This is a genomic window from Halodesulfovibrio sp. MK-HDV, assembly GCF_009914765.1.
GTDB lineage: Bacteria > Desulfobacterota > Desulfovibrionia > Desulfovibrionales > Desulfovibrionaceae > Halodesulfovibrio.
Genome location: NZ_WYDS01000004.1, coordinates 85,670 through 108,642 on the forward strand (window position 1 = coordinate 85,670; position 22,973 = coordinate 108,642).

Genomic DNA, 22,973 nt, shown 5'->3' on the forward strand with positions numbered 1-22,973 from the left:
CATTCGCGATCACTGTGCGATAAAGTTACGACCTGAAAAATATTTGGATGAAAAAATGGATCACCAATCTTTATATATACCGATTCTTCGGCTCGACAATGTAAGTGTTCGAAGAGGGGAGACAATGGCTCTCTCGAATGTTTCCTGGGAACTGAAATCTGAGGATAATTGGGCAGTCATTGGTGGCAATGGAGCGGGCAAAAGCACGTTTCTTTCTCTTGTGCGTGGCGATATTTGGCCAACTCAGACTATGGGACAGCGTCATTATTTCGATAAAGACGGCAAACCATCCTTGTCGCCTATAGGTTTTAGAGAATACACAACCACAATTTCTGCCGAACTCATAGATCATTACCTTCGTTTAGAGCGTGTTCTTGATGGCAAGACTTTGCTTATGACCGGTCTGCATAATACGCCTCTGGTGTATACCCCGCCTACGCAGGAGGAATGGGATAAGGTTCATGCCCTTGCAGAGCGTATGGGTGTTGTTGAGTTTTTGGATAAGCCCCTGCCGGAATGTTCCAGTGGTCAGATTAAGCGACTTTTTCTCACTCGTGCTATGGCCTGCAATCCACGTATACTTTTTTTAGATGAATATGCTGATGGACTTGATCGCCAGTCCCGATTGGAAATAGTGGCTCTTATCGATCGAATGGCAGAATCGGGAGTGCAGGTTATTTGTGCTACGCATCGCGCAACAGAGCTTCCGGCCTGCATTAACCGTATTCTCATGCTAGAAAGCGGGCGTATTGTTCATGCGGGAGCTCGAACTGTGGGTACTTCAAGCAGTAATGAGTTTTCTTCAAAAAGTCAGACAGGGGCACAGGGAGTTCTAGATAAGAATTCTGAATTATCTGGTCATTCAGTGGCAACTCCGGAAGATATTCCCCAGACGGCAGTCATGAATCTTTCGTTATTGCCTGCTCCTAAGCCAGTTTCTCCTTCCACTCCTGTGTTATCCCTTACCAATGCTACAGCTGGAATTGTTAGCAATGCCAACTTGGTTGTTAAAGCCGGTGAACGTTGGATGCTCACAGGTCCTAACGGTGCAGGCAAGTCTACGCTGTTACGTATGATTGCAGGAGAGCTGCCTGCTGCCTATGGTGGTGAGGTGCGTTGGTTTGGACAGGGGCGCATTCCGACTGATGGCGAATATAAGGATTTTTGGAGCATCAGAAAACGCATGGGCTTGGTATCTCCTCGTTTGCAGACCTTGCATCGGATGGAGTTACGCGTTTTTGATATGGTTCTTTCCGGATTCTGGCAGCATATCGGATTGCATAACTATCCAACTCCGACAATGGAGCAGGCCGCTCATGATACCCTCACTGCTCTGGGGATTTCTAACCTTGCCGAGCGTAATGCAAACACACTTTCCTACGGTCAACTCCGTAAGGCTCTCATTGCCCGTGCTCTTGTAAATAGTCCTAGCCTGCTTATTCTAGACGAACCTTTCAGCGGACTGGACGCGCCGTCTCGTCACGATATGCGCGTCATTCTCAGTGGGCTTGCCGATGAAGGACTCACTATGTTCCTTGCAACACACCATCCTGAAGAATCACAAAATTGGGCGACGAACACGGCAACTATTGAGGACGGTATTGTTACAGTATTGCCGGAGTGAAAAGCATACGGATAAATTTTTGTTTATTGTGGAGGTTGTCTGTTACAACCTCCACAATAAATACTGATTACTTCTGATCAATAAAAAGAGTTCTGAGCTAACCTTTCGTTGAGTTACAAAAAAACATGTCACCACGAAAGCTTGGAACGTATGTCACATCTTTTTTAGCAACATATTCTGTGAATTTTCTCATGATTCACATGCCATCCTTCCCTGCGCAATTGAGTATATATTTCTTGGAAACGATATTCATTGCATCTGAATTTTCCCATCTGATTTTTATAACGCAGTATATATCTAATTATCTATACAGAAGGGGCAAACTGCCCTAAGTCTTGTAGTTATCTGCTCCCTGAGTCTTTGGAGCAGTTTGGCGATATTGTATTTCGTTTTATAAGAAACGATTTCTCTACTTATAATTATTCATGTATTCAATGCTGTTATTGTTGTGTTACTGGGGAGCAAGTCGGATTTATTGCTGCTACCTCTTGCAACTAGCAAGTATTATAGAATCCGGTATTTTTTCAGTGCAATTTCCTGCTATTCTCGCTGTGAATCTTGATGAGAGCAATAGTACTTCGTTGACAGTACCCTTACTGTATATCGGTATTTGTGTCGGTAAACACAGGTGGAGGGTTCTCTGTTGCCAACGTTGTATTTTATTGTTTTGTGCGGTTTTTAAGACTCATCGTTACAACATACTATCCATACATTGCACTGTATCTATCAAAATTGTTTCTTGGAATTGAATATAGGTATGACAAAGCAACATAAGGAACCAGTATGACAAAACTTCCATCAAGTATCTTCAACGAAGTCATAGGGCCAGTAATGACCGGTCCCTCCAGTTCTCATACAGCAGCTCCATCACGTATTGGAAATCTTGCAGGTCAATTAGCAGGCGGTAAGTTATTACGCGTCCAAGTGACATTTGAAACCAATGGTTCTTTTGCCACAACATACAGAGGGCAGAAATCAGATCAGGGATTAGCAGCAGGGTTAATGGGTATGTTCCCACCAGACCCGAGGTTGTCTGACGCTCTTTCGCTCATAGAAGCTTCAGGAGTAGATCTGACTTTCGTAATAAAAGATTTTAAAGCTGATCATCCAAACGTTGTGCTCTTGGACATCGTTGATGAGCATGGCGGCTTTGTTTTTGTGAAAGCATTGTCCACCGGCGGCGGGCGGATAGAGTTGAATGAAATTAATGGTTGCCCGATCTATATGGCTGGCGACTATCATGAACTTGTTATTCTTCTTCCAGAGCAAGTAACAACCTCTATGGAACAACTTTGTAGCAAGGTAGAAGGACTGCTTGGAAAATCCGGCGTTGTTGTTCACGGAAGTACTGTGAGTGACAACAATAAAAAAGACGACGCATGGCGAGGGGTGATTGTTATTCATACTCGTCAGACGCTGTCTTCTGAGTTGCTCAGTAGTGTAAAAGCGCTTTGCGGCAAAGCTGAGATTCGGGAAGTTGCGCCAGTTATGCCGGTGCTTGCTTCTGCCAAGTGCGAAGTTCCATTTACTCGTGCAGAAAAATTGCTCGAATGGTGCGCGGAACATGATGATGCACCGTTATGGAAAGCAGCTGCGGTCTATGAGGCAGCGCGTGGTAATGTTGATGAGGAAACTGTTCTGAATATGATGAAAGATATTGCTGTGGTAATGGAAGCGGCCATTACAACGGGCATGACCGGTAATTTCTCAATGAGAGGTTTTCTTACACCGACTGCCGGTAAGCTGTGCAGTGCTGCTGAGAAGGGCAAATTTATTCCGACCGGAATGCTGAATAAAGGAACGGTGATGGCTGTTGCTGTGATGGAATTAAATTCAGCAATGGGCTGCGTTGTAGCTGCTCCAACAGCCGGTTCCTGCGGAGTATTACCAGCGGCTGTTTTTAGTACACTTGATGAACTCGGTGTGCCTGAAGATTTACGAATGGAAGTTGCAGCAAAGGCTATGTTATCTGCTGGTCTTATCGGCGTATTTATTAGTGAGCAATCGACATTTGCCACTGAAGTTTGTGGTTGTCAGGCGGAGTGTGGCTCTGCAGCCAGTATGGCAGCAGCTGCTTTGGTGGAAATGGCTGGTGGATCAGCACTGGCTGCTTGTGATGCAGCGGCACTTGCTATGCAGAACTCTTTAGGGCTTACGTGTGACCCCGTGGCAGAGCAGGTAGAAGTTCCTTGCATTGGGCGTAATGTCGGGGCGGTAAGTAACGCTGTTTCTTCCGCAAATTTAGCCATGTTTGGCTTTAAGGGCAATTTGCCGCTTGATGACGTAATTTGCGCTATGTGGGAAGTGGGGAACGCTCTTCCGGATACGCTACGATGCACAGGAAAAGGTGGATTATGCACCACTCCTTCTGGCGTCAAAATTAAAGAAGAAGTCGATAGAATTCGTTTTGCCTCATAGCAAGCCGTTACTTATTTAGAAAACAGTAAAATACTGTGGCAGAAATGAACATCTGACTGACTGATCGCTCCTTATCGTGAGGTTCGGAATATTCCGATTGGTCACTTTTCAAGGTTTGTTTTGAAGATATAAAAGCTCTTGCCTGTAAAGGTGAGAGCTTTTTATGTGTTCAAAAAATACAGATTCAGTTCCTATTCCCAGACTAGCAGAACAAAATATTCTGAGTAAAAAACAACTCCCCTCGCTATAGTGATTCTATAATGAGGGGAGTCTTTTGCTGTATATCGACCGACTAATTTTCTTCTTTTTTTGGCTTATGATGTTCTCTGGTGTGTTCTTTGTGGTCATGTTTTTTTACATGGTGGTGTTTGTCATCAGAATGAGAGTGCCCTGAGTGCGGTGCAGGATGTTTGTGGCCTTCAGATGATCCGCCGTGTTCGGTCTGGGGATGGCTCTTTTCATGTTCCCGATATTCCATATGATCTTTGTTGTGTTTATGTTCATGCTCATCATCATACTTTCGTTTCATCTTTTCACTAGTTTTCTTAGATGTATGTTGCATTTTTTTTCCTTAAAAAAGTGTTCTGTTTTGACAACGACAGAGCGGGAAAATGTGACTGTACTTTGTCTGAAGAAGTTGTCTTTTTTATTTGATCAAGCCGTGTCGGTTATGCGCAATAACTTTGGCGTTACATTGTCAGCGCAAGGAATAATCCTGTGCAACCGAGAAATACTTCGAGAGCAAGATAAATCACCAGCAGCATGTTTGCTTTGCCATCGACACACCAGCTGACGGTGCGGCCAAATGCTAGTCCGAGCATAAATACCGTGAGTGATCCAAGTGCTGCCCTTGTGCCTATAAAACCCCAAAAAGCAAGCATCCAATACGCAATGTTGGCAAGATACAGACCCATTATTGCACGGAAAATATTAGCCATATTTATTGTACGAACTTCAACGTTGTAGAGTTTTTTCAACGTCGTTTTCGGATAGAGCCCATAGCAAAGTGCAATAGGGAGCAGGCCTATTGAACTTATAAGTAAGAGCATCTCAGCAGGAGTCATCTCGGTCATTTCAACCCCCTGACAAACGGATTTGAGTTATTTTGTTAATCGTCTGTTACTGCCGCAATGAGCGGTAGGCAGATGACATGTGTCTCTGTGCTCCTCCTATTTTGGCAGGCTGTGGCTTCTCCCGCATTTATATAAAGTAATCTAATAACGAGGGCAGATTAACATCTTGACTATGATAATGGATTTCAATATCAAAAAAAGCGATACAAAAAGGTAGGGACGGTTTGTGAAAGAAAACGTGTTTAACCGCGAGGCAAAAGTTATCCGTAAAGCACGCTCGTTATTGTCGGGAGATGTGTTTCAACAGGAAGACGGAAAACAAAGCTATCGGGACTTGCTTATGGAGTACGAGAAATTAGTACGTCAGAGTAAGCGGTTATTGAAGATGGGGGACAGGATGCAACACGCACTATCTTCATTAAATGAAGAATTGCAATTGCGTGAGCAGACGTATCGGGGAATTTTTGAAAATGCGACGGAGGGCATTTACCGTACAGATGCACAGGGGACATTGCTTGAGGTAAATACGGCGCTTGCGAATATGCTGGGTTATAAATCTGCAGAAGAATATTTAGTCAGTGCGGATGAAATTGGGACTGCTTTTAATAATCATCATGTGCTTGGTCAGTACAACGAAATGTTGAACAGCAAACAGGTGGTGAAGGGGATGCAGGCAAAACTGCGTTGCGCAGAAGGCGATACCGTTTGGGCAGAAATTAATGCCGGTGTTATTGAGTCCCAGTCTGCTGAAGGGAAACAGGTTGCCGGTGTTGTAGGCGTTATTGCGGATATTACAGAACGTAAACGGATGATGCGCGAAATGTGCAGACTTGCCCGTACGGATTGCCTGACCAGCCTCTGGAATCGAGGATACTTTGTAGAACTTGCAACACAGGAAATTGTTCGTTGTAAGCGATTCGATAACGATCTCTCCATACTTCTTGTGGATGTTGATTACTTCAAACGGGTGAATGACAGATTCGGGCATGACGTAGGTGACAAAGTTCTCGTGGGCGTCGCTGATACTCTGCGGGAAACATTGCGAGAAGTGGATGTTATTGCACGGTTCGGGGGGGAAGAATTCGTTGTGATGCTGCCGGATACAGGACTTCAGGCAGCACAGCAGGCAGCGCGCAGAGTGCGTAATGCCATGCGTGAGCAAGTTTTTGCGTATGATCAGAAGCATCCTATAAAAGTCACGGTGAGCATTGGCGTAACAGCGTATCAAGATTCGTCAACGAGTTTGGACTTGCTTCTTAAACGTGCTGATACCGCAATGTATTCTGCAAAGCATAAAGGGCGTGACAGGGTGGAATATTGCCCTTTGGATTCTGTGGGGTAGATGGAAATGACAAATAAACGAGATGGCAGAGGGCGTAATGGTCACATGCGGCATTGAGAGGGAACAGATGGATTTCGAACACCAGAGACAGCAGTTCGAGCGGGATGAAGGTGTCATTTTTTATTTTAATGGGCCGGTTTCCCAGAGCGTTGTGGAAGGAATTGGCGATGCCGTTCGGGCTAAGATGCGCCATGATGCTGTGGGAATTGGTGTTACGCAAAAAGTGTTCACCATTCTTATCGAACAGATGCAGAACATTGTTCGGTATTCCACTGACCGGTTGATGGAAGACGAATTCGGTGCAGAGGCAGCTCGAGGGCAGGTAATTATCGGGCAGAATGGTGACGGTTCATACTTTATTTCAAGTGGTAATAGAATCCGTAGCGAAGATGCCACTGATTTGTATAAGCGCATTGAGCACGTCCGGTATATGTCTCCTGATGAGCTAAAGGTGCTCTATAAGGAGCAGCGTCGAAAGGCGAAAAACGGTTCAGAAAAAGGCGCCGGACTCGGTTTGATTGAAATGGCTCGCAAGTCCGGAAAGCCGCTTGATTTTGCCATAGAGCCGCTGGATGACGAGACATCTTTTTTTTCAATGAAGGTAACAGCATAGGTCGTTCTGATGGAAGAATTTATTGTTGTTGAGACAAAGTCCTCACCACGAATAGCGTTTAATCCTTTGACGCATTGTCATGAGATTACCGGTGAATCGTACCCTGAAAATTGTTCAAAATTTTATGGCCCCATGTTTGAGTGGCTTGAAACATATTTGGGTAATGTCAGCAGTGTCAGGCTCGAGCTCTCAATAGATATTTTGTACTTTAATAGCTCCAGTTCAAAAGTTTTTATGGATTTGTTTGATCTTCTCGATGATGCCGCGTCGTTAAACACGGATGTTGTTGTTAATTGGCGCTACCATGAGGATAACGAACTGGCTTTGGAATGCGGTGAAGAATTTATGGAAGATGTTCAAAACATACATTTTAATCTGGTGAGCTATCAGTAGGCGGGGTGTCTTTTGTCTTTGCATTTACGCCACTCTTTGTGCGGTGACATATGACAATAATGGATGTTCCCATGGCAATAGGTGCTCTAGCTCAACGTGAAGATAACCGGGTGCAGAGCGAGGTGCTCCGCTCGCTTCATTTGTTTGCAGAATCTTTGGGTAATGCCATTGATGCGAAAGATCACTGCACCTGTCTCCATTCTGAGGAAGTCGCAATTATTGCTCAGGCAATAGGAATACAACTGGAACTTTCGTCGATGGAAACACGGTTGCTCCATATTGCAGGACACTTGCACGATATCGGAAAGATAGGGATTCCTGATTCCATTTTAAAAAAAGACAGTGCTCTCACGGATGAAGAGTATCAGGAAATTAAACTTCACCCGCAATTGGGTGCGGAGATTGTTACGCCAGTCATGGGGGCGGTGGGCAATGGCGAAATAGTCAAAGTCATCCTGCATCACCATGAGCGTTTTGATGGCAAAGGGTATCCAGATGGCATTAGTGGATTCGATATTCCTTTAGGTGCGCGGATTATTGCCGTGGCTGATAGCCTTTCTGCCATGCTGCAAAACAGGCCGTATCGTGACGCTATGGAATATGGAGATGCTGTTGAAGAAATAATCCGATGTGCAGGAACGCAATTTGATCCTGTGATTGTCGCAGCCTTTGTGGAGATTAAGGACGGTGTGCACGACCTTATTCAATCCATTCGCGGCGTCGGCGTTGCTGTGTGACATCGATGACAAGTTATACGTAGTTTTATGAGCAGAGAGGGGGAGAAGATGACTGTGCTGAGAAAAATTGTGGATACCATCGCATGGTCTACGATCAGCGGAAAAATGACCAGCCTGTTACTACTGCTGATTGTGGGAATACCATTGTGTATTCTCGTTACAGGAGAAGAGCTTGGTCGAATAGAATTATACAATACTCTCGGAGCATGGGCGATTTTGGGGTTGATTGCTACGTGGCCTCTTTCGCGAGTATTATCGTACTTGATTGCGCTGCGTCCTATTCAGGAGTTGAACGGGCTTTGCGTGGGAATGCAGAACGGAAATTTTACGCCCTTTGAAGAGTGTCCGCCCGAACCTTCCAATCAGGACGAATTACAGAAGTTACGGCATAATTTGTTCTGGATGGGGCATGTGATTGGTCGTCGGCAGTGCGAGTTACAAACAACAACGAATAAGTTGGAAGAAGCCCAACGGCAAAATAGAAGCTCGTTGGATTATGCAGAGGTAATTCAAAAAGCTTTTTTACCTCCAGCTGACGGGTTTACTGACCTGTTCAGCGATTTCTTTTTGCTGTGGGAACAACGTGACGGTGTTGGCGGTGATGCATACTGGCGTAAAGAGACTGCGAACGGTTTTTTTGTGGCGGTTATTGATTGTACCGGCCACGGAGTTCCCGGTGCTTTTATGACGCTGATTGTTCATTCCCTGCTGGATGGAATAGATATTCAGGCATATGAAAAAAATCCTGCAGGCGTCCTTTCGGCAATGAATGTTGCTATTAAAAAAGCGTTTCATTCGGACACAAAAAATGAGCGTCCAGATGATGGAATGGACTGCACCCTGTTGTATGTGGATAACAAACGAAATTCTATGTTTTTTGCGGGGGCACGTAACTACCTGTTTGTACGTCGACCTGACGGCAGTATCGAAGATTACAAGGGCGATAGAAAAGGTGTGGGAAATGAGCATACGCCAACGGATGCCGTTTTTACGAACCATGAAATTGAAATAGAAACCGGTACACGAATCTATATGCTCACGGACGGATTCATCGACCAGATCGGAGAAGAGCGACGGTTGCCGTTTGGTCGAAAATTATTCCGCAATTTTATCGCGCAAGATTATGCCAGCTTTGAGGAACAGCGAGAGCAACTTCGATTACTTTTTATTAGGTATCAAGGAACAGAAAAAAGGCGGGACGATTTACTCGTTCTGGGAGCGGAGTTGTAATTTAATTTTGCAAAGCGGTGTGGTTCACCTGCTGCGATGTTTGATTTTGTGTTTTGTTGGCAAAAAATAGTATATGGTAGGGACTCATACCTGCGTAATGACATTTGACACACTTTTTTAAAAGACAAGGTGTTTTGCATGGTTAAAAATATTCTTCCCAAATCTCCTATTGCAGCAGCCGGAGTCGGCATTCTTGTGGGAGCTGGCATTGGCGGCATTAAAGGATGGTTAGGTGTCAGGCGCGGCGACACAACACAAAAAGAAGCTGTTGCAGGGGCTATTAAACAGGGATTGATGTTTGGTGGTATTGCAGCTGTTTCTACCCTTGCTTCTGGGAGTAAAGGTGGCGGTGCCGGACTGGCGACAATGGCAGTTATGGGTTTGAGTCGTGGGAGCAATGCGTTGCCTACGATGCTTATGGGCATGACTGGTGGTCGTGGCGGTGGCGGCGGAATGGGTGCCGGAGGCATGGGCGCAAGCAGCTTGGATTTTGGCAGCATGTTTAAAACAGGCGGCGGCCAAAGTGCTCAGGGTGGTCGTTCTGGGCAGAAAGGGCAAGGCGGTTCTTCTGGCAAAGGTGGACAAGCTGGTAACAATCAGCAGAGAACTCAGTCCGAAGATCGTAAAAATATGTCAGGCACACCGTCTTCCGGTTCAATTTTGGATACGATTTCAAACGCTGTTGCTGACATGATCATTCCGGACGCCAAAACAGATACAACCCAAACTGCGCAGGTCGTTTCTGAGCCTGAAATGGTTCAAGATGAAGTGTCGGAGAAAGTAGAACCTACTGTGCAATCTGTTGTGATGGAATCAGAAGGTGATGCCGAAGGCATGCACGAAGACGGCATGGCTCTGCTAAACCAGAAAGGTCAAAAAGATCAGAAAGCTCAGGCAGACCAGAACAATCTGGCTGAGCGAACAAATCTGGCAGGCCAAAGAGATCAGACAGATCAAATAGATCCGGAAGACCAAACAGGCCCAATAGACCCAATAGACCCAATAGACGAGGCAGAGCAAACAAAGTTAGCAGGTCAAACAGATCCGGAAGATTTGATAGATGCAGAAGATTCTCGTGCTAAAAAAAATAAAATTAAAAAAGCCAAAGCAGGGCAAGCAACAAAAGCCGTAGCCTGCAAGGTATTCAGCATACAGTTTTATGGAGAATTTATGGATTTTACTACCGTAGCAAAATTGCGGAAATATTTATCGGTGAAACATCACCTTCCGGGCAGAATTCGTATCGCATTCGACAAATCAATTATCACAGATCCGGAAGCACTTGCGCTTGTAAAATCACCACCGAAAATGCCGGACGCAGTAAAAAAGACCAGCCTGAATATTTTTTCTAAATCAATTGTTATTGAATACGACGCAAACCGCATTCCACCGCAGATGCTTGAGGATTTGATAAATGCACCTTCAGATGAAGTTGCGAGTGGTATTGTGGAAAAATTGTATGCTCTTTTATATGAAAGCTAAATAGTTACTGTAATAACAAGTCCTTGCTTTGTGTGCAAAGCAGGGGCTTTTTTTATATGTAAATAAGTTGTTGACGATGATAATCGTTTTCACTACAACGAGAGTATGAAATGCATGGAGGGACACACTGATGGATAGAAATATTCAAGAAAGAGCAAAACGGTTTGCAGCGCAGTGCGATACATTGTCGTTTGTAGAAAGCTCCTGCGCATGCTCTGTTGGTGATGTTAAAAGACGCTCACGGAGCAGGGACTACGGTCTGTTGTTATCACTATGTGGTGTGATGGTTTGCAACCAGTTGAACCTTGGTGTCGGGCAGGCTGTATGTCATGGTGTTATGAAGGTGTGCATGAATAATATGTCGCATCAAGCGTACAATAACCAGTCATACAATAACTAGGCAATACTTCGTAGTCGTTGGTGTCCCTTTATATGAATACATATTTCTAGGTAGAGATCTTTTTGTCATAAGGTCTTTGCGATACAATCTATCGCAAAGGCTTTTTTTTATCCATATGGAGGCGCTTAGCATGAAAGACATTTCAGAAAAATTGTTGTTAGTGGCGGCCGGCGCGGCTTTAGGGGCTGTCGGCTATCTTGCGTGGAAAAACAGAGACGAGCTTCATGAGTTACTAGATGTAGCTCTTGATAAGGGAAAGGAGCTCATGGAGCAGCAAGTGGAAGATTTAGGAGATCTTGTTCCTGAGTCAACGGTTGCAGAAGAAGGAGGTAACTAATGGCGGTGAATAGATTAGCATACTTTTTTGCAGGCGCAGTGCTTGGTGCCGCAGGGCTGGCAATGGTCAAAAGCGGTAAGGGGCAGCAGCTTGTTTCCGGTATGATTCATGGTGGCTGTGGGCTTACAGAAAACGTTCTTGCCCGTGTGGAAACCGTTAAAGAAGATATCGAAGATTACATGGCAGAGATCAAATACAAGGCTGAGCAAGGAAAAGAAGCCGCTTCTGGTGCAGATAAGCCAGAAGAACCTACCGCTCAGTCTGAATCTGCGTCAAAGAAAAAGCCGAATGTTGAGACGGACGAAGAGTTCGACGAAGAGTCGGAACTGCAGGGGGAAGATCCACGACAATTCTTTCGATAAGAGGACTCAGTAATTTTTATATTCGCACGGAATATTGTGTGAGTTGTGGTGCATACGCACAACTAGTGGCGGAGAATACATGACGGTTATACGAAGTTTTCCGGGGCGTATCCGGTTCTCGGCGCAATCTCCTGCTGCTGTCCAGCTATTACAGCAGCAGGCGGAAGTTGCGCTCGATCAGATTAAGACACACATAGCAGTAGAATATAATCCTCGCACAAAGCGTGGTTTGTTGACGTTTGAAAGAAATGCTGACCTTACAACCCTGCTTGTGGATGTAGTTGAAGGTATGGCGCAGAAACTTGCGTCGTCCAACATTCTTACAGAAGCAGAGGGAGCATCAGGCAGCCTTGTGCCTGTAGAAACACAGGTTTCCGAAGCTGGGAACGATGTGGAGAATCCTGTCTGGATTATCTCCCAAAAAGTTATGAATCATTACATGGCACGCATGTTCATGCCTGCCACACTTCGTCCTTATTGGACTGCGTTTAAAGTGGCTCCACTTATGTGGGCAGGTTTACAGTCACTGCGTCAGCGCAAGCTGGATGTAAATGTGCTGGATGCAGCCGCTGTCGGCGCTGCTCTTGCCATGCGTGACTTTAATACCGCAGGAACAATTAACCTGCTGCTCGACATCAGTGAAACTCTTGAAGAGTGGACAAAAGAAAAATCCCGCAGTGACATTGCAGCACTATTTAACGGTGATAAGAAACCGGTATGGGTGATGCGCAATGACGAGCCGGTTTCCGTTTCTCCAGATGACCTTGTCGTGGGTGATCTTGTGGTTGTGCGTTCAGGCGCACGAATACCTATTGATGGTGTTGTTGCTGAGGGCACAGCCCTTGTGAATCAGGCATCAATGACAGGTGAACCACTTGCGGTTGAAAAGAGCATGGATAGTGAAGTGTACGCAGGAACCGTCGTGGAGGAAGGGCGTATTATTGTATACGCCGAATCCGTCGGTAATGAGACGCGCTTTGCAAAGATTGCTCAAATTCTGACAGAATCTGATGATCGTAAAGCAGACATTCATAGTCAGGCTGTAAAAATGGCAGATAAAATTGTGCCATTTTCCTTTATCCTTTCAGGACTTGTTTTTGTTGTGACTCGCAACATGACGCAGGCTGCAGCTGTTTTGCTTGCGGATTATTCTTGTGCAATTAAGCTTGCGACTCCGCTTGCGGTGCGTTCTGCAATGCTTGAAGCGGCACATAACGGGGCGGTCATTAAGGGCGGAAAGTATCTGGAACACTTGTCCAAACTGGATGCAATTGTTCTGGATAAAACAGGAACCCTCACAGAAGCGCGTCCGGAAGTTGTGAAAGTCTGTGCTGTTAACGGTTATACTGAAGAGTTTGTATTGCAGCAGGCTGCATGCATGGAAGAGCACTTCCCGCATCCGGTTGCCGATGCCATTGTGCGCAAGGCGGACGAAGCAGGATTAGTGCATTCTGAAGATCATGCAGAGGTTGAGTACATTCTGGCGCACGGTATTGCGACTTCCTTGGACGGTCATCGTACCGTTTTGGGCAGTAAGCATTTTGTGCATGAAGATGAAGGTATTTCGTTTGAAAATGCAGATGAAGTGATTGCTGAGTGCTCCGGCGCAGGGCTTTCTTTACTGTACTTTGCGTGTGGCGGAGAACTTGCCGGTGTTTTTGCGATTAAAGATCCAGTCAGGGAAGATGCGAATCAGTTTATTCGAAAGCTTGAACGTAGAGATGTGGAACGCATTATTATGCTGACAGGTGACGGAGAAGAAACTGCTGCCTCGGTTGCGAAGGATTTGCAAATAGAAGAATACTATTCGCAAGCATTACCGGATGAGAAGACTGCGTTAATCAAGAATCTTCAGGCTCAGGGGTATACTGTAGCCATGGTGGGTGACGGTATTAACGATTCCGCAGCACTGACCACTGCTGATGTAGGTGTTTCAATGAAGCACGGTGCGGACATTGCCCGCGAAGCGTGTGATATTATGCTTACAGGCGAACGGTTGGATAGTTTGACGGATGCTATAGATATCTCAAAAAGTGCAATGCAGCGGATCAGGCGCAACTTTATGTTTATTGTTGCAAGTAACACTTTGTTTATTGGACTCGGTGTTTCTGGAGTAATTACGCCAGCCTTGATGGCGTTGCTGCATAACTCCGGTACGGTTTTAACATGTGTACACTCAATGAGACCAATGTTGTCAGAACGCGATCACGCGTAACTTTCATTTAATTTAAAAAAAACATGCGGCATTAATGCCGCATGTTTTTTTTAATTAAATAGAGTGCGTTTGTTTTGGTAGATATGTGTTGCAATCAGAGAAAGCCAGACAACTCCAGCAATCGCGTGTTTATCTTCAGAGACTGTTAGTAGTGCCAGTGCAGTAATACCGACAGCCATCATTCCTCTTTTTACAACCCGTCTTCCCTTTCTGCCTGTAATTGTGCGATTAAAGCTGGTTAGCTTGTTTCTTACTTGTTCAGGGTTCAGACCAACACAACGGGCAATTGTTGAGAACAATTGCTCTGCTTGAACTTTACCTTGATCAAAAAGTACAAGTAAGCTTCCTACCCGTTTGTTTACGGCAACTTCTGCTACGCCTTTGGTTTTTGACAACGCATCTTTTACGGCATTTGCCCGTTCTTCAAGTTTAAGTGACTCGCATCTAAAGCGAAAACGTGCATGGTGTTCTGTTGTTGTGCTCATAATGGTACCTCCTTGTGCTGTCTCTAGACTACGCGGAATTATTTTGTCTCAAAGTATATTTAATAACGCACTTGTGAAAGTCTTTTATGCTGTATTGGAGAAGGTGTACGACTACACAAATATTTTTTGTTGTCGGTATGTTACTACAGCAATCAGTTTGCGTGTTGTTCTTGGCAAAAGTCCACAATGCGGTGAGGGAAATCGATACGGTGAGCGCATATGGTGCAGGCTGATTTTGAGTATGGCGTTCTGCAATAGGCTGTCGGCGAAGTCCATAGGGCATGAAAAAGGCAGGAACAAATGTCCTGCCTCTTCAATAGCTTGCTTTTACGTCTTGAACCGGACGAACGTATCGTAACTGCTGGGCGGTGCTGTTACATTACTGTTCGTCTAATGCGAGGGTGTTGCCAGCGCATTCGTCAAAAATGCGAGCCTTACAGGTTTTACATTTTTCAGTGTTGACGGAAGCAGCAAGTTTTTTAATCGCAACTCGTTTGTTTGCGAAAATATGGTCAGTACCAAACCGCTGTAGGACACCGGCTCTGTTCAGCATTCCCCTAACTTCAGGGTTCAGCGAAGAGAGGTACATGTCACAGCCTTTTTCGCGGAAAGCGTCTCGTTCTGCAGAGAACATCTCGCATCCCGCAATATCGATGAATGTTACAGCCTTAAGTATCACAAGAAGTTTCGTCTGGGTAGGACATTCATCAATTTCTTTATGCAGACTTTCAATAATGTTGTTGGTTGCACCAAAGAAGATTTCCCCACGTAGCCGTACAATCTTAATTTGAGGGCATTCGAGGTCTTTTTCACTTGTTACTTCAACAATCGATGAAATTCCAGCCTCGTCCCGTTGGACAGTGACGGAAGCAAGTTCAGGATGCGATGTTTTGTTAATATACAAAAGAAGTGAAAGAACTACACCAACATAGATTGCAAATTCAAGGTGCAGGAAGAGTGTTGCAAGCAGCGTTACAATCATAACGCCAAATTCCTGCCGACTTGTTTTCATGATGCCTTTGATGTGATGAAAATCAATCAGTTTAAATGCAACAACCATGAGTACTCCTGCCATTGCAGGAATCGGGAGATACGCAGTTATCGGCGCGATAAGCAGTAAGATACCGGCGAGAAAACATGCAGCAAAGACTGCGGCAGCAGGGGTGCGGGCTCCCGCGGTGTAGTTTACACCAGTACGGGTGAATGAGCCGGATGCAGCGTAGCAGGAAAAAAAGCTGCCTATGACATTGGAAAGTCCCTGCCCGACAAATTCCTGATTGGTATCGATATGCTGTCTGGATTGCATGGCGACTGAGCGTGCAATGGATACAGCTTCTGTCAGTCCGAGAATGGCAATGGCAAGCGCGCTGGAGCCGAGCTGTTGAACGGTACTTGCGGATAACTGAGGGATAACAAATTGTGGAAGCTGCGAAGGCAGTGCGCCAACGAGTTTGATTCCTGCGTCTGCCCCGCCGAACATAATGGCAGCAACTCCACCGGAGATAAGCGCGACAAGCATACCGGGAAGCTTTGGAGCGAGTTTTTGAAATACCACTGAAATTATCAGGGCGAGAAGCGCGATGATAAGAGCAGGTGTGCTTATTTCACCTAGGTTGTTAAGCAGGTACGGAACTTTTTCATAAAATGCAGAGCCGGAAGGGAATGTGACACCTGTAAAGTTACCCAGTTGGCTGAACCCAATGAGTACAGCGGCTCCGGCGGTGAATCCTACAACAACTGAATGAGAAACAAAGTTGACCAGTGTCCCCAGTTTTACCAGTCCGAAAAGTAACTGGATGAGACCTGTGAGCAGGGTAAGTGAAAAAGCGGCACCAATGTATTCTTCAGAAAATGGTGTGTAAAATTGACTCAAATTTTCATAAATAACGAGAGATATAGCGGTAGTCGGGCCGGAGATAAGATGTTTTGATGATCCGAAAAGTGCGGCAACTATTGCGGGCACAATTGCAGAGTACAATCCAAATTCTGGAGGAAGCCCTGCAATAGCAGCAAATGCGACCCCCTGAGGAAGCACAATAATGGCTCCACTTAATCCCGCATTTAAGTCCAGTTTAAACGTCTCCTTAGAGAAATTTTGTAACCAGCTGAGAAACGGAAAGAGTCTTATGTATGCTGAGGCTGTTGTCACCGATGAATCCTTTTGAAACAATGATTACTGGATATAGAAACTGTTATGACAAGTGCGTCATCTATCTCCATATCAATAGAGTGTAAGAAGAGTATGTGCTGAGAATGAAACGCTTAATTAGCAGTTGTGTGAATGAAAAGCATACGTAAAAGTTTCCATTGTGCAATTGAGTTGAGCAGTAAAGTGTCGTTGTGCAGTAGACAATTTAAGCACGATCTTCTTACTACATGTATATATGTAAATAGCTGTTCAAACTATTTCATAATTCTTATCGTCTTCATGAGAAAAATTGAGGTTGGATAGAGTCTCTATTTTTATTCTGTAAATATGGTGTGTTGAGTAAGCCAGTTAGAGGTGATAACGAAATGCTTTGCGCGATCTATAGTAAGATAACCCTTCTTATTGCGGTGTGTTTTCTAAAAATTTAAAAGTGTACATCAAATATATCTTTCTAGGTTCTCTAGTACCTGCACTGCCCAGCGCCTCATGATCTGTGCAACAGGACTATGTTATCAGTTTTGATGTGTAATCAGATTTCCCCCAAGTAATTCACGAGGAGAGGCCGGAATGGAAACTTCAGCTGAAAAGACGGAACAGTTTAGTCAGAAACTGTGTGATATACTGAACTATGGTGCACTGAATACGGCTATGGGAATAGGGTATGCTTCCGGTGCGTTTGAAGCATTAGCGACTTTTGATGAACCAGCTCTGTGTGAATCCATTGCCTTGCAAGGCGGACTAGATGATCGTTACTTGCAGGAATGGCTGGGAGTAATGGTTACCGGCGGTATTGTCGAAGTGATAGAAGAGGATGGAGACGAATTTTATTTTCTGCCCAAAGAATATGTCCCGCTTCTTACCCGTAGCGGCGGCAACGCCAACCTCGGCGTGTATACGCAGGAGATTCCGTTACTCACCAAGTGCGGGCTCAACGAAATTGTTTCTGGAATGGAAACAGGTGAAGGCGTTGGCTACGAGCAGTACCAGCCCTTTTATGCATTCATGGAAGAGCTTGCCAACGCCAAGCATGAGCAGGTTCTGGTAGATACGTTTCTCCCTTCTGTGCAGAACGGTGCCATTGTGGAACGACTGAAGCAGGGAATTCGTGTCTGCGATATCGGCTGTGCGGATGGCCTTGTCTTGCATCTCATGGCGAAAGAATATCCTAATTCAACTTTTGTGGGCTTCGATATAGCAGAGGCAAGCGTTCAAAAAGCACAGGAACGTGCAGAAGTGCTGGGGCTGAAAAATGTTCAGTTTATGGTGCAGGATGCTGGTACCGAGGCCGTTGAAGCCGAGCAGTTTGATTACATAATGGCTTTTGATTCAATCCACGATCAAACCCGTCCCTTTGAAGCATTAAAGAATATTCAAATGATGTTGAAACAGGGCGGAGTTTTTTCAATGGTGGATATTGCTGCAAGTTCTTCTGTCGCTCAGAATAAAGATCACCCAATGGGAGCATTTCTTTATACCGTGAGCTTGATGCACTGTATGGCGGTAGGACTGGTGGACAATGGCATGGGGCTTGGAATGATGTGGGGTAAAGAACAAGCGTTGGCGCTGTGTTCCGTAGCTGGATTCAGTTCTACTGAAGTGCACGATATTCCAGAGGATGGTTTTAACAGCCATTACTTGTGTCATAAATAATAAAACAGGCCGAAGACATACCGGATGCAGGTGTGTCTTCGGCCTTTGAATACCCGACAAAGGGTATTCACGAGCAACGAAAAAGATAGAGGTGCAAAAAATCTTCTTCGCTGCTGATTGGCATAGATGTAACTGAATGAAATTTTTATGATATGAACTTGTTTGTTACCATAGAGTGTTTGGTGAATATAGGGGCTAGGCATAGGGAATATGTTTAAAACTACTAAAAGATGTAAGAAGGGCTGATGAAATATTATTTCATCAGCCCTTCTTTTTAGCGGATAAATGAGGCTATCTGATCACCGTACAGATACGTGATGAGTGCTCCGGAAGCGAGGAAGGGGCCAAAGGGAATGTATACTCTTGACATTCCAGCTTTTCCACGCGTTGAAATGATGCAGAAAATAAGTGCAAGAACGCTCGCCAGAAAAATAAAAATGGAAAGATGTCCTATTCCTGTGAGTGCTCCGAGCATTAACATAAATTTAACATCACCAAGCCCCATGCCATTAATCTTACGAATTAATTTGTATAGTGCCGAAACTGCCCAAAGCGCGAATGCGCCGATACCCGCTCCGAGTAGTGATTGCATAAAGTCGACGTGAAGTATTCCGGCGTAACTTGCTACAAGAACAATTGCTGCTCCAGAGTATGTGAGAATATCCGGCAGGAGAAATGTTCGCAGATCAATGGCTGAGGCAACAATACATATGCCGCCGATAGCCAGAAGTACTACCCATTCAACGTATGTTGTTGCGTGTGTTGCTGCTAATACTGCCCAGAACATAGAGGTTAATTCTATTAATGGATAAAAGATTGGAATGCGCGCCTTGCAGAGGGAGCAGCGTCCTTTTTGTATGAGAAAACTTATGAGCGGAATGTTTTCGAGGATGGTCAGTTGATGATCGCACTGTGGACAAAATGATCGCGCCGGTTTGAAAATCGTGTTGTCTGTTCCGTAGCGACTGACACAGACAGAATAGAAGCTGCCGAGAACAAGGCCGAAGAGTGCTGCAAAAATAAGATACATATCCATCCCGGAATGTATGGGTTTTTTGAATAGCGCACGTGTTGTGCGTTTTGAATAATAATTCGTATAGCTGCTGGTTACATAGAATGCAGATGGAAGCTTGTCCAAGTATTTGGAGAGGTGTTTTTGTGTCATAGGCTGAGCCTATGACAATGCTCATAAATAAGTATTTAACATTTTCTCCGTTTTAGCCCACATTGCCGTCAGTCATTAACTGTCCGGCTGGTGTCGGGCAACGGAGTATATAATGGAACATTTGCTTTTTGTAGCATTGTGCTGGGGTTTTGGTGGATTCATCAACGGTATTGCGGGGTTCGGTGCCGCACTTATTGCCATGCCCCTTATTACGACCATGGTTCCGCTGCGTCTCGCAGTGCCAAGTTGTACGATTCTCGGCGTCATTCTATGTCTTCAGATGGCATGGACATATCGTAAAAGTCTTGATTTTCAACGGCTGAAGCCGATCTACATTGGTACTGTTCCAGGTGCGATTGTAGGCATCACAATGATGCAGGAATTTCCGGCGCATTACCTGAAGTTAGGTATGGGCATCTTTCTGTTTATTTATGCGATCTGGGGCTTATTTTTTGAAGGCAAAAGCCAAAAAGTAGTTCATAAAGGATGGGGTGTTGTGGCTGGTTTCTGTTCCACTGCAATCAGCTCATCCATTGGAATGGGTGGCCCTCCGACAATCGTCTACACCTCTCTTGCGGGCTGGGCAAAAGATACCGTTAAAGCCGGTATAGCCAGCTACTTTATTGTCTCCGGTATTCTTGTAATTTCATTGCAGACGTATGCTGGAATCCAGACCCAAGAGACTGTAACGCTTTTTGCTGCTGCGGCACCGGCTGTTATGATTGGAGCACGGTTAGGTGTGATGGCATCTACTAAAATTGGTGAATTTACGTATCGAAAAGTACTTTTTGGAATGCTTGCTGTGATGGCGTGCATTATTTTGAAAAGTGCTGTTACACAATTTGCTGCGCTTGCATAAGAATTCTATTTCCTAACGCATCACCTTGTTTCATTTTTTAAAATGAAGGAGTGGATGAAGAGGGAGACTGTCCCCAGTAATTGGGAGAGAGTTGTTTTTTTGTGTAGTACAAAGATTGTTTTATTTCCGTGCTCTGCTTTTTCAAAAGCAGAGCACGGTTTTTTTTGTGGAACAGGAAACTATAACTTTTATTTGTAATTTACTTAAAACATTAAATAATTTTTTAAAAACTACTTGATATGGCGAGCAATATCTTTTTATATGACATGGGGAAATAAGGTGAATTCCTTTTTTCTGATTGGAAGGGTGCATACGAAAGGACATAGAACTGAGGAGATCGGCATGGCAAAAGATCGTTTATACTTTTTAGATAACTTACGAGCTTCAATCATTTTTCTCGTAGTTTTGTTGCATGTGTCTCTTTGCTACATGCTGTATGCTCCAAGCTGGTGGTATGTAATCAATCCGGTTTCCAGTATCTTTTTTACACTTCTCGTTGTGCTGATTGATGTTCCGATTATGCCTGCCATGTTTTTTATTGCTGGGTATTTTGCCATACCGTCATTGCAACTACATGGTGCAACAGAGTTTTTGCGACAAAAGACTTGGCGAATATTCACACCATGGGTGCTGGGCATACTGTTGTTGGCACCACCGACAGCTTTTATGATTCCTTTTACGCGCAATCTTCCTGTAGAAATTTTTTCTTTTTGGACGGGAGCATTTTGGGCTGAAGCGTTTCAACATTCAGTATACTGGTTTCTTGCTTTGCTCTTCTGGATGTTTGTTGCACTGACTTTGCTATGGAAATGCATTCCAGCGTTGCACACGTTGACCCAAACTCCAGCGAAGGCACCGCTATGGTTTTTTCCTGTGTTTGTAGCGATATCAGCAGCTTGTTTCTTCACAGTTATTCAGTTTTTGCCTCTGGATTACTGGTTTGTCAGTTACTTCCTTTCATTCCAGCCTGAACGAATTTTTCAGCATGTTTTGTATTTCAGCCTTGGTATTTGGGCCTGGAAATATGGTTGGTTTACTGAAGGTGGATATTGCCCTCGCAAGCGTGCATGGTTGCCGATTCTTGCGATCACTATGGCTGTATATCTTCTGGTCAAAATGGGATTTGCCGCATCCACTGCGCCGCTGTTGAATAAGCAGTTTGTTTTAGCCTGTTCCTTTGCAACGTATTGCATCGCATCGCTTATGGGGTGGAGCGCGGTATTTAGTACGTGGGTCAATGGTCGCGGACGTTTTTGGCGTTCCGCAGCGAAGAATTCTTACGGAATTTACTTTTTACATGCCTTAGTCGTTTATTGGTTAGCGTATGGTTTGATTGCCGTAACGTGGTCAATTTATATAAAAGCAGCAGTAGTATTTTTTATTACCACAATATTCTGTTGGTTATTTACCTCCGGCGTGTTGCGAAAAGCACCATTGTTGAGGCGTATGTTCTAATATTTTAGGGAGAAAACAGACATGATGGTGTACGGAAAACTAATCCTAACCGCATTCTTGTGGGGTGGAACATTCGTCGCAGGTAGACTGCTGTCGGATGGAATGGGAGCCTTTTCCGCCGCATTTTTGCGGTTCTTAACAGCATCAATCTGTATGATGTGGATTATGCGCTACCGTGCTGGTGGCTTGCCGAAGCTGGATAAGAAAGGTTGGATTGGTGTCTGTCTTTTAGGTGCAACTGGTGTGTTCGCATATAACGCACTTTTTTTTACAGGGTTGCAGACAGTTACAGCGGGTAGAGCGGCTGTCATTATCTCTTTGAACCCAATTATGATTACATTACTGGCAGCAGTTTTTTTTGGCGAAAAGCTTTCTGTCCGTAAGGGCTTAGGTATCTGTCTTTCTGTGACTGGTGCAACCATAGCGATTTCTCGTGGTGATCCAATCTCACTCTTAACAGGAGGGCTAACCAGTGGCGACCTCGCAATCTTTGGTTGTGTTGCAAGCTGGGTTACATATTCCTTGTTAGGGAAACGAATGATGGGGTTTTTAACGCCCCATGCGGCGATTACTTATTCCTGCATCACAGGCACAATTATGCTGTTGCCGTTTGCCCTCTACGAGGGGATGATGAGTGATTTTTCCGGCTACACAGCGAATCATTTTCTTTGTATCGCATACCTCGGGATACTTGGCACAGTCATCGGATTTACGTGGTTTTATGAAGCTATTAATACCATCGGGGCATCGCGCTCCGCCGTGTTTATTAATTTTGTTCCCGTGGCAGCTATCCTTTGTGGATGGTTTTTCCTCGGTGAACCACTTTCAATGTCGCTTCTTGTTGGTGTCTCTCTCGTTGTTTCAGGTGTTTATCTAACTAACTCTACACCTCAAAAAGCATAAAGTTTTTTCCACCTTCCTCCATTTTTTATTGCTGAGATCTCCCTTTAGGTTGATTCCACACTACTCCATTCTTTAAATAGC

At 44.7% G+C, this 22,973-nt stretch carries 21 protein-coding genes; 16 read left to right on the top strand and 5 right to left on the bottom strand.

The features are described 5' to 3' along the window. Nucleotides 1–124 precede the first annotated feature (124 nt). Complete coding sequence (locus MKHDV_RS04280) at nt 125–1,624, top strand: ATP-binding cassette domain-containing protein (protein WP_160712602.1); 1,500 nt, start codon at nt 125–127, stop codon at nt 1,622–1,624. Between the two features lie 783 nt (nt 1,625–2,407). Beyond that, a complete protein-coding gene (locus MKHDV_RS04285) occupies nt 2,408–4,042 on the top strand; it encodes an L-serine ammonia-lyase, iron-sulfur-dependent, subunit alpha (protein ID WP_216846851.1) in 1,635 nt (544 codons plus the stop codon). Nucleotides 4,043–4,334: 292 nt separating this feature from the next. Here MKHDV_RS04285 and MKHDV_RS04290 read toward each other — a convergent pair whose 3' ends face one another. Both MKHDV_RS04290 and MKHDV_RS04295 read right to left on the bottom strand, forming a co-directional pair. Continuing rightward, nucleotides 4,335–4,604, bottom strand: a complete 270-nt coding sequence (locus MKHDV_RS04290; protein ID WP_160712604.1) for a hypothetical protein — start codon at nt 4,602–4,604, stop codon at nt 4,335–4,337. 127 nt (nt 4,605–4,731) lie between these two features. After that, on the bottom strand, nt 4,732–5,115 hold the full coding sequence (locus MKHDV_RS04295; RefSeq protein ID WP_216846852.1) for a DUF4345 domain-containing protein: 384 nt from the start codon (nt 5,113–5,115) through the stop codon (nt 4,732–4,734). Between the two features lie 226 nt (nt 5,116–5,341). Here MKHDV_RS04295 and MKHDV_RS04300 point away from each other — a divergent pair, with 226 nt between their 5' ends. The 10 genes from MKHDV_RS04300 to MKHDV_RS04345 all read left to right on the top strand — a co-directional run bounded on the left by MKHDV_RS04300 (nt 5,342) and on the right by MKHDV_RS04345 (nt 14,226). After that, nucleotides 5,342–6,457 (top strand): sensor domain-containing diguanylate cyclase, encoded by a 1,116-nt coding sequence (locus MKHDV_RS04300; protein WP_160712606.1) that lies wholly within the window; start codon nt 5,342–5,344, stop codon nt 6,455–6,457. Between the two features lie 67 nt (nt 6,458–6,524). Continuing rightward, entirely contained in the window at nt 6,525–7,070 is a 546-nt protein-coding gene (locus MKHDV_RS04305) for a SiaB family protein kinase (RefSeq protein ID WP_160712850.1), read from the top strand. Between the two features lie 9 nt (nt 7,071–7,079). Beyond that, nucleotides 7,080–7,463, top strand: coding sequence for a DUF1987 domain-containing protein (locus MKHDV_RS04310; RefSeq protein ID WP_160712608.1), 384 nt, complete (start codon nt 7,080–7,082; stop codon nt 7,461–7,463). 71 nt (nt 7,464–7,534) lie between these two features. Then, on the top strand, nt 7,535–8,200 hold the full coding sequence (locus tag MKHDV_RS04315) for an HD-GYP domain-containing protein (protein ID WP_254060411.1): 666 nt from the start codon (nt 7,535–7,537) through the stop codon (nt 8,198–8,200). Between the two features lie 48 nt (nt 8,201–8,248). Beyond that, a complete protein-coding gene (locus MKHDV_RS04320) occupies nt 8,249–9,430 on the top strand; it encodes a PP2C family protein-serine/threonine phosphatase (RefSeq protein WP_160712612.1) in 1,182 nt (393 codons plus the stop codon). Between the two features lie 138 nt (nt 9,431–9,568). Further along, nucleotides 9,569–10,912, top strand: a complete 1,344-nt coding sequence (locus MKHDV_RS18880) for an HMA2 domain-containing protein (RefSeq protein WP_254060412.1) — start codon at nt 9,569–9,571, stop codon at nt 10,910–10,912. 130 nt (nt 10,913–11,042) lie between these two features. Beyond that, nucleotides 11,043–11,312: a hypothetical protein gene (locus MKHDV_RS04330; RefSeq protein ID WP_160712614.1), complete on the top strand. Its 270-nt coding sequence runs from the start codon at nt 11,043–11,045 to the stop codon at nt 11,310–11,312. A gap of 130 nt (nt 11,313–11,442) precedes the next feature. Then, nucleotides 11,443–11,649 (top strand): hypothetical protein, encoded by a 207-nt coding sequence (locus MKHDV_RS04335; protein WP_160712616.1) that lies wholly within the window; start codon nt 11,443–11,445, stop codon nt 11,647–11,649. Next, the gene (locus MKHDV_RS04340) at nt 11,649–12,011 is read left to right on the top strand and encodes a hypothetical protein (protein ID WP_160712618.1); all 363 of its coding nucleotides are present in this window, start codon (nt 11,649–11,651) and stop codon (nt 12,009–12,011) included. Before MKHDV_RS04335 ends, MKHDV_RS04340 begins: the two co-directional genes overlap by 1 nt. A 79-nt stretch (nt 12,012–12,090) precedes the next feature. Then, on the top strand, nt 12,091–14,226 hold the full coding sequence (locus tag MKHDV_RS04345) for a heavy metal translocating P-type ATPase (protein ID WP_160712620.1): 2,136 nt from the start codon (nt 12,091–12,093) through the stop codon (nt 14,224–14,226). A gap of 50 nt (nt 14,227–14,276) precedes the next feature. Here MKHDV_RS04345 and MKHDV_RS04350 read toward each other — a convergent pair whose 3' ends face one another. Together MKHDV_RS04350 and MKHDV_RS04355 are read right to left on the bottom strand one after the other, a co-directional pair. Then, nucleotides 14,277–14,711 (bottom strand): heavy-metal-associated domain-containing protein, encoded by a 435-nt coding sequence (locus tag MKHDV_RS04350; protein ID WP_160712622.1) that lies wholly within the window; start codon nt 14,709–14,711, stop codon nt 14,277–14,279. A 379-nt stretch (nt 14,712–15,090) separates the two neighbouring features. After that, nucleotides 15,091–16,860 carry a SulP family inorganic anion transporter gene (locus MKHDV_RS04355; RefSeq protein ID WP_160712624.1) on the bottom strand — a complete coding sequence of 590 codons (1,770 nt, stop codon included), beginning with the start codon at nt 16,858–16,860 and terminating at the stop codon, nt 15,091–15,093. 567 nt (nt 16,861–17,427) lie between these two features. Between MKHDV_RS04355 and MKHDV_RS04360 the strand changes: the two genes are divergently transcribed. Further along, nucleotides 17,428–18,510 (top strand): class I SAM-dependent methyltransferase, encoded by a 1,083-nt coding sequence (locus MKHDV_RS04360; protein WP_160712626.1) that lies wholly within the window; start codon nt 17,428–17,430, stop codon nt 18,508–18,510. A 274-nt stretch (nt 18,511–18,784) separates the two neighbouring features. Here MKHDV_RS04360 and MKHDV_RS04365 read toward each other — a convergent pair whose 3' ends face one another. Continuing rightward, nucleotides 18,785–19,540 (bottom strand): A24 family peptidase, encoded by a 756-nt coding sequence (locus tag MKHDV_RS04365; protein ID WP_216846853.1) that lies wholly within the window; start codon nt 19,538–19,540, stop codon nt 18,785–18,787. 247 nt (nt 19,541–19,787) lie between these two features. Here MKHDV_RS04365 and MKHDV_RS04370 point away from each other — a divergent pair, with 247 nt between their 5' ends. From MKHDV_RS04370 to MKHDV_RS04380, 3 genes are all read left to right on the top strand, one after another. Continuing rightward, nucleotides 19,788–20,534, top strand: coding sequence for a sulfite exporter TauE/SafE family protein (locus MKHDV_RS04370; RefSeq protein ID WP_160712630.1), 747 nt, complete (start codon nt 19,788–19,790; stop codon nt 20,532–20,534). A 342-nt stretch (nt 20,535–20,876) separates the two neighbouring features. Beyond that, nucleotides 20,877–21,989 (top strand): acyltransferase family protein, encoded by a 1,113-nt coding sequence (locus tag MKHDV_RS04375; protein WP_160712632.1) that lies wholly within the window; start codon nt 20,877–20,879, stop codon nt 21,987–21,989. 21 nt (nt 21,990–22,010) lie between these two features. Next, complete coding sequence (locus tag MKHDV_RS04380) at nt 22,011–22,892, top strand: DMT family transporter (protein WP_160712634.1); 882 nt, start codon at nt 22,011–22,013, stop codon at nt 22,890–22,892. Nucleotides 22,893–22,973: the final 81 nt, after the last annotated feature.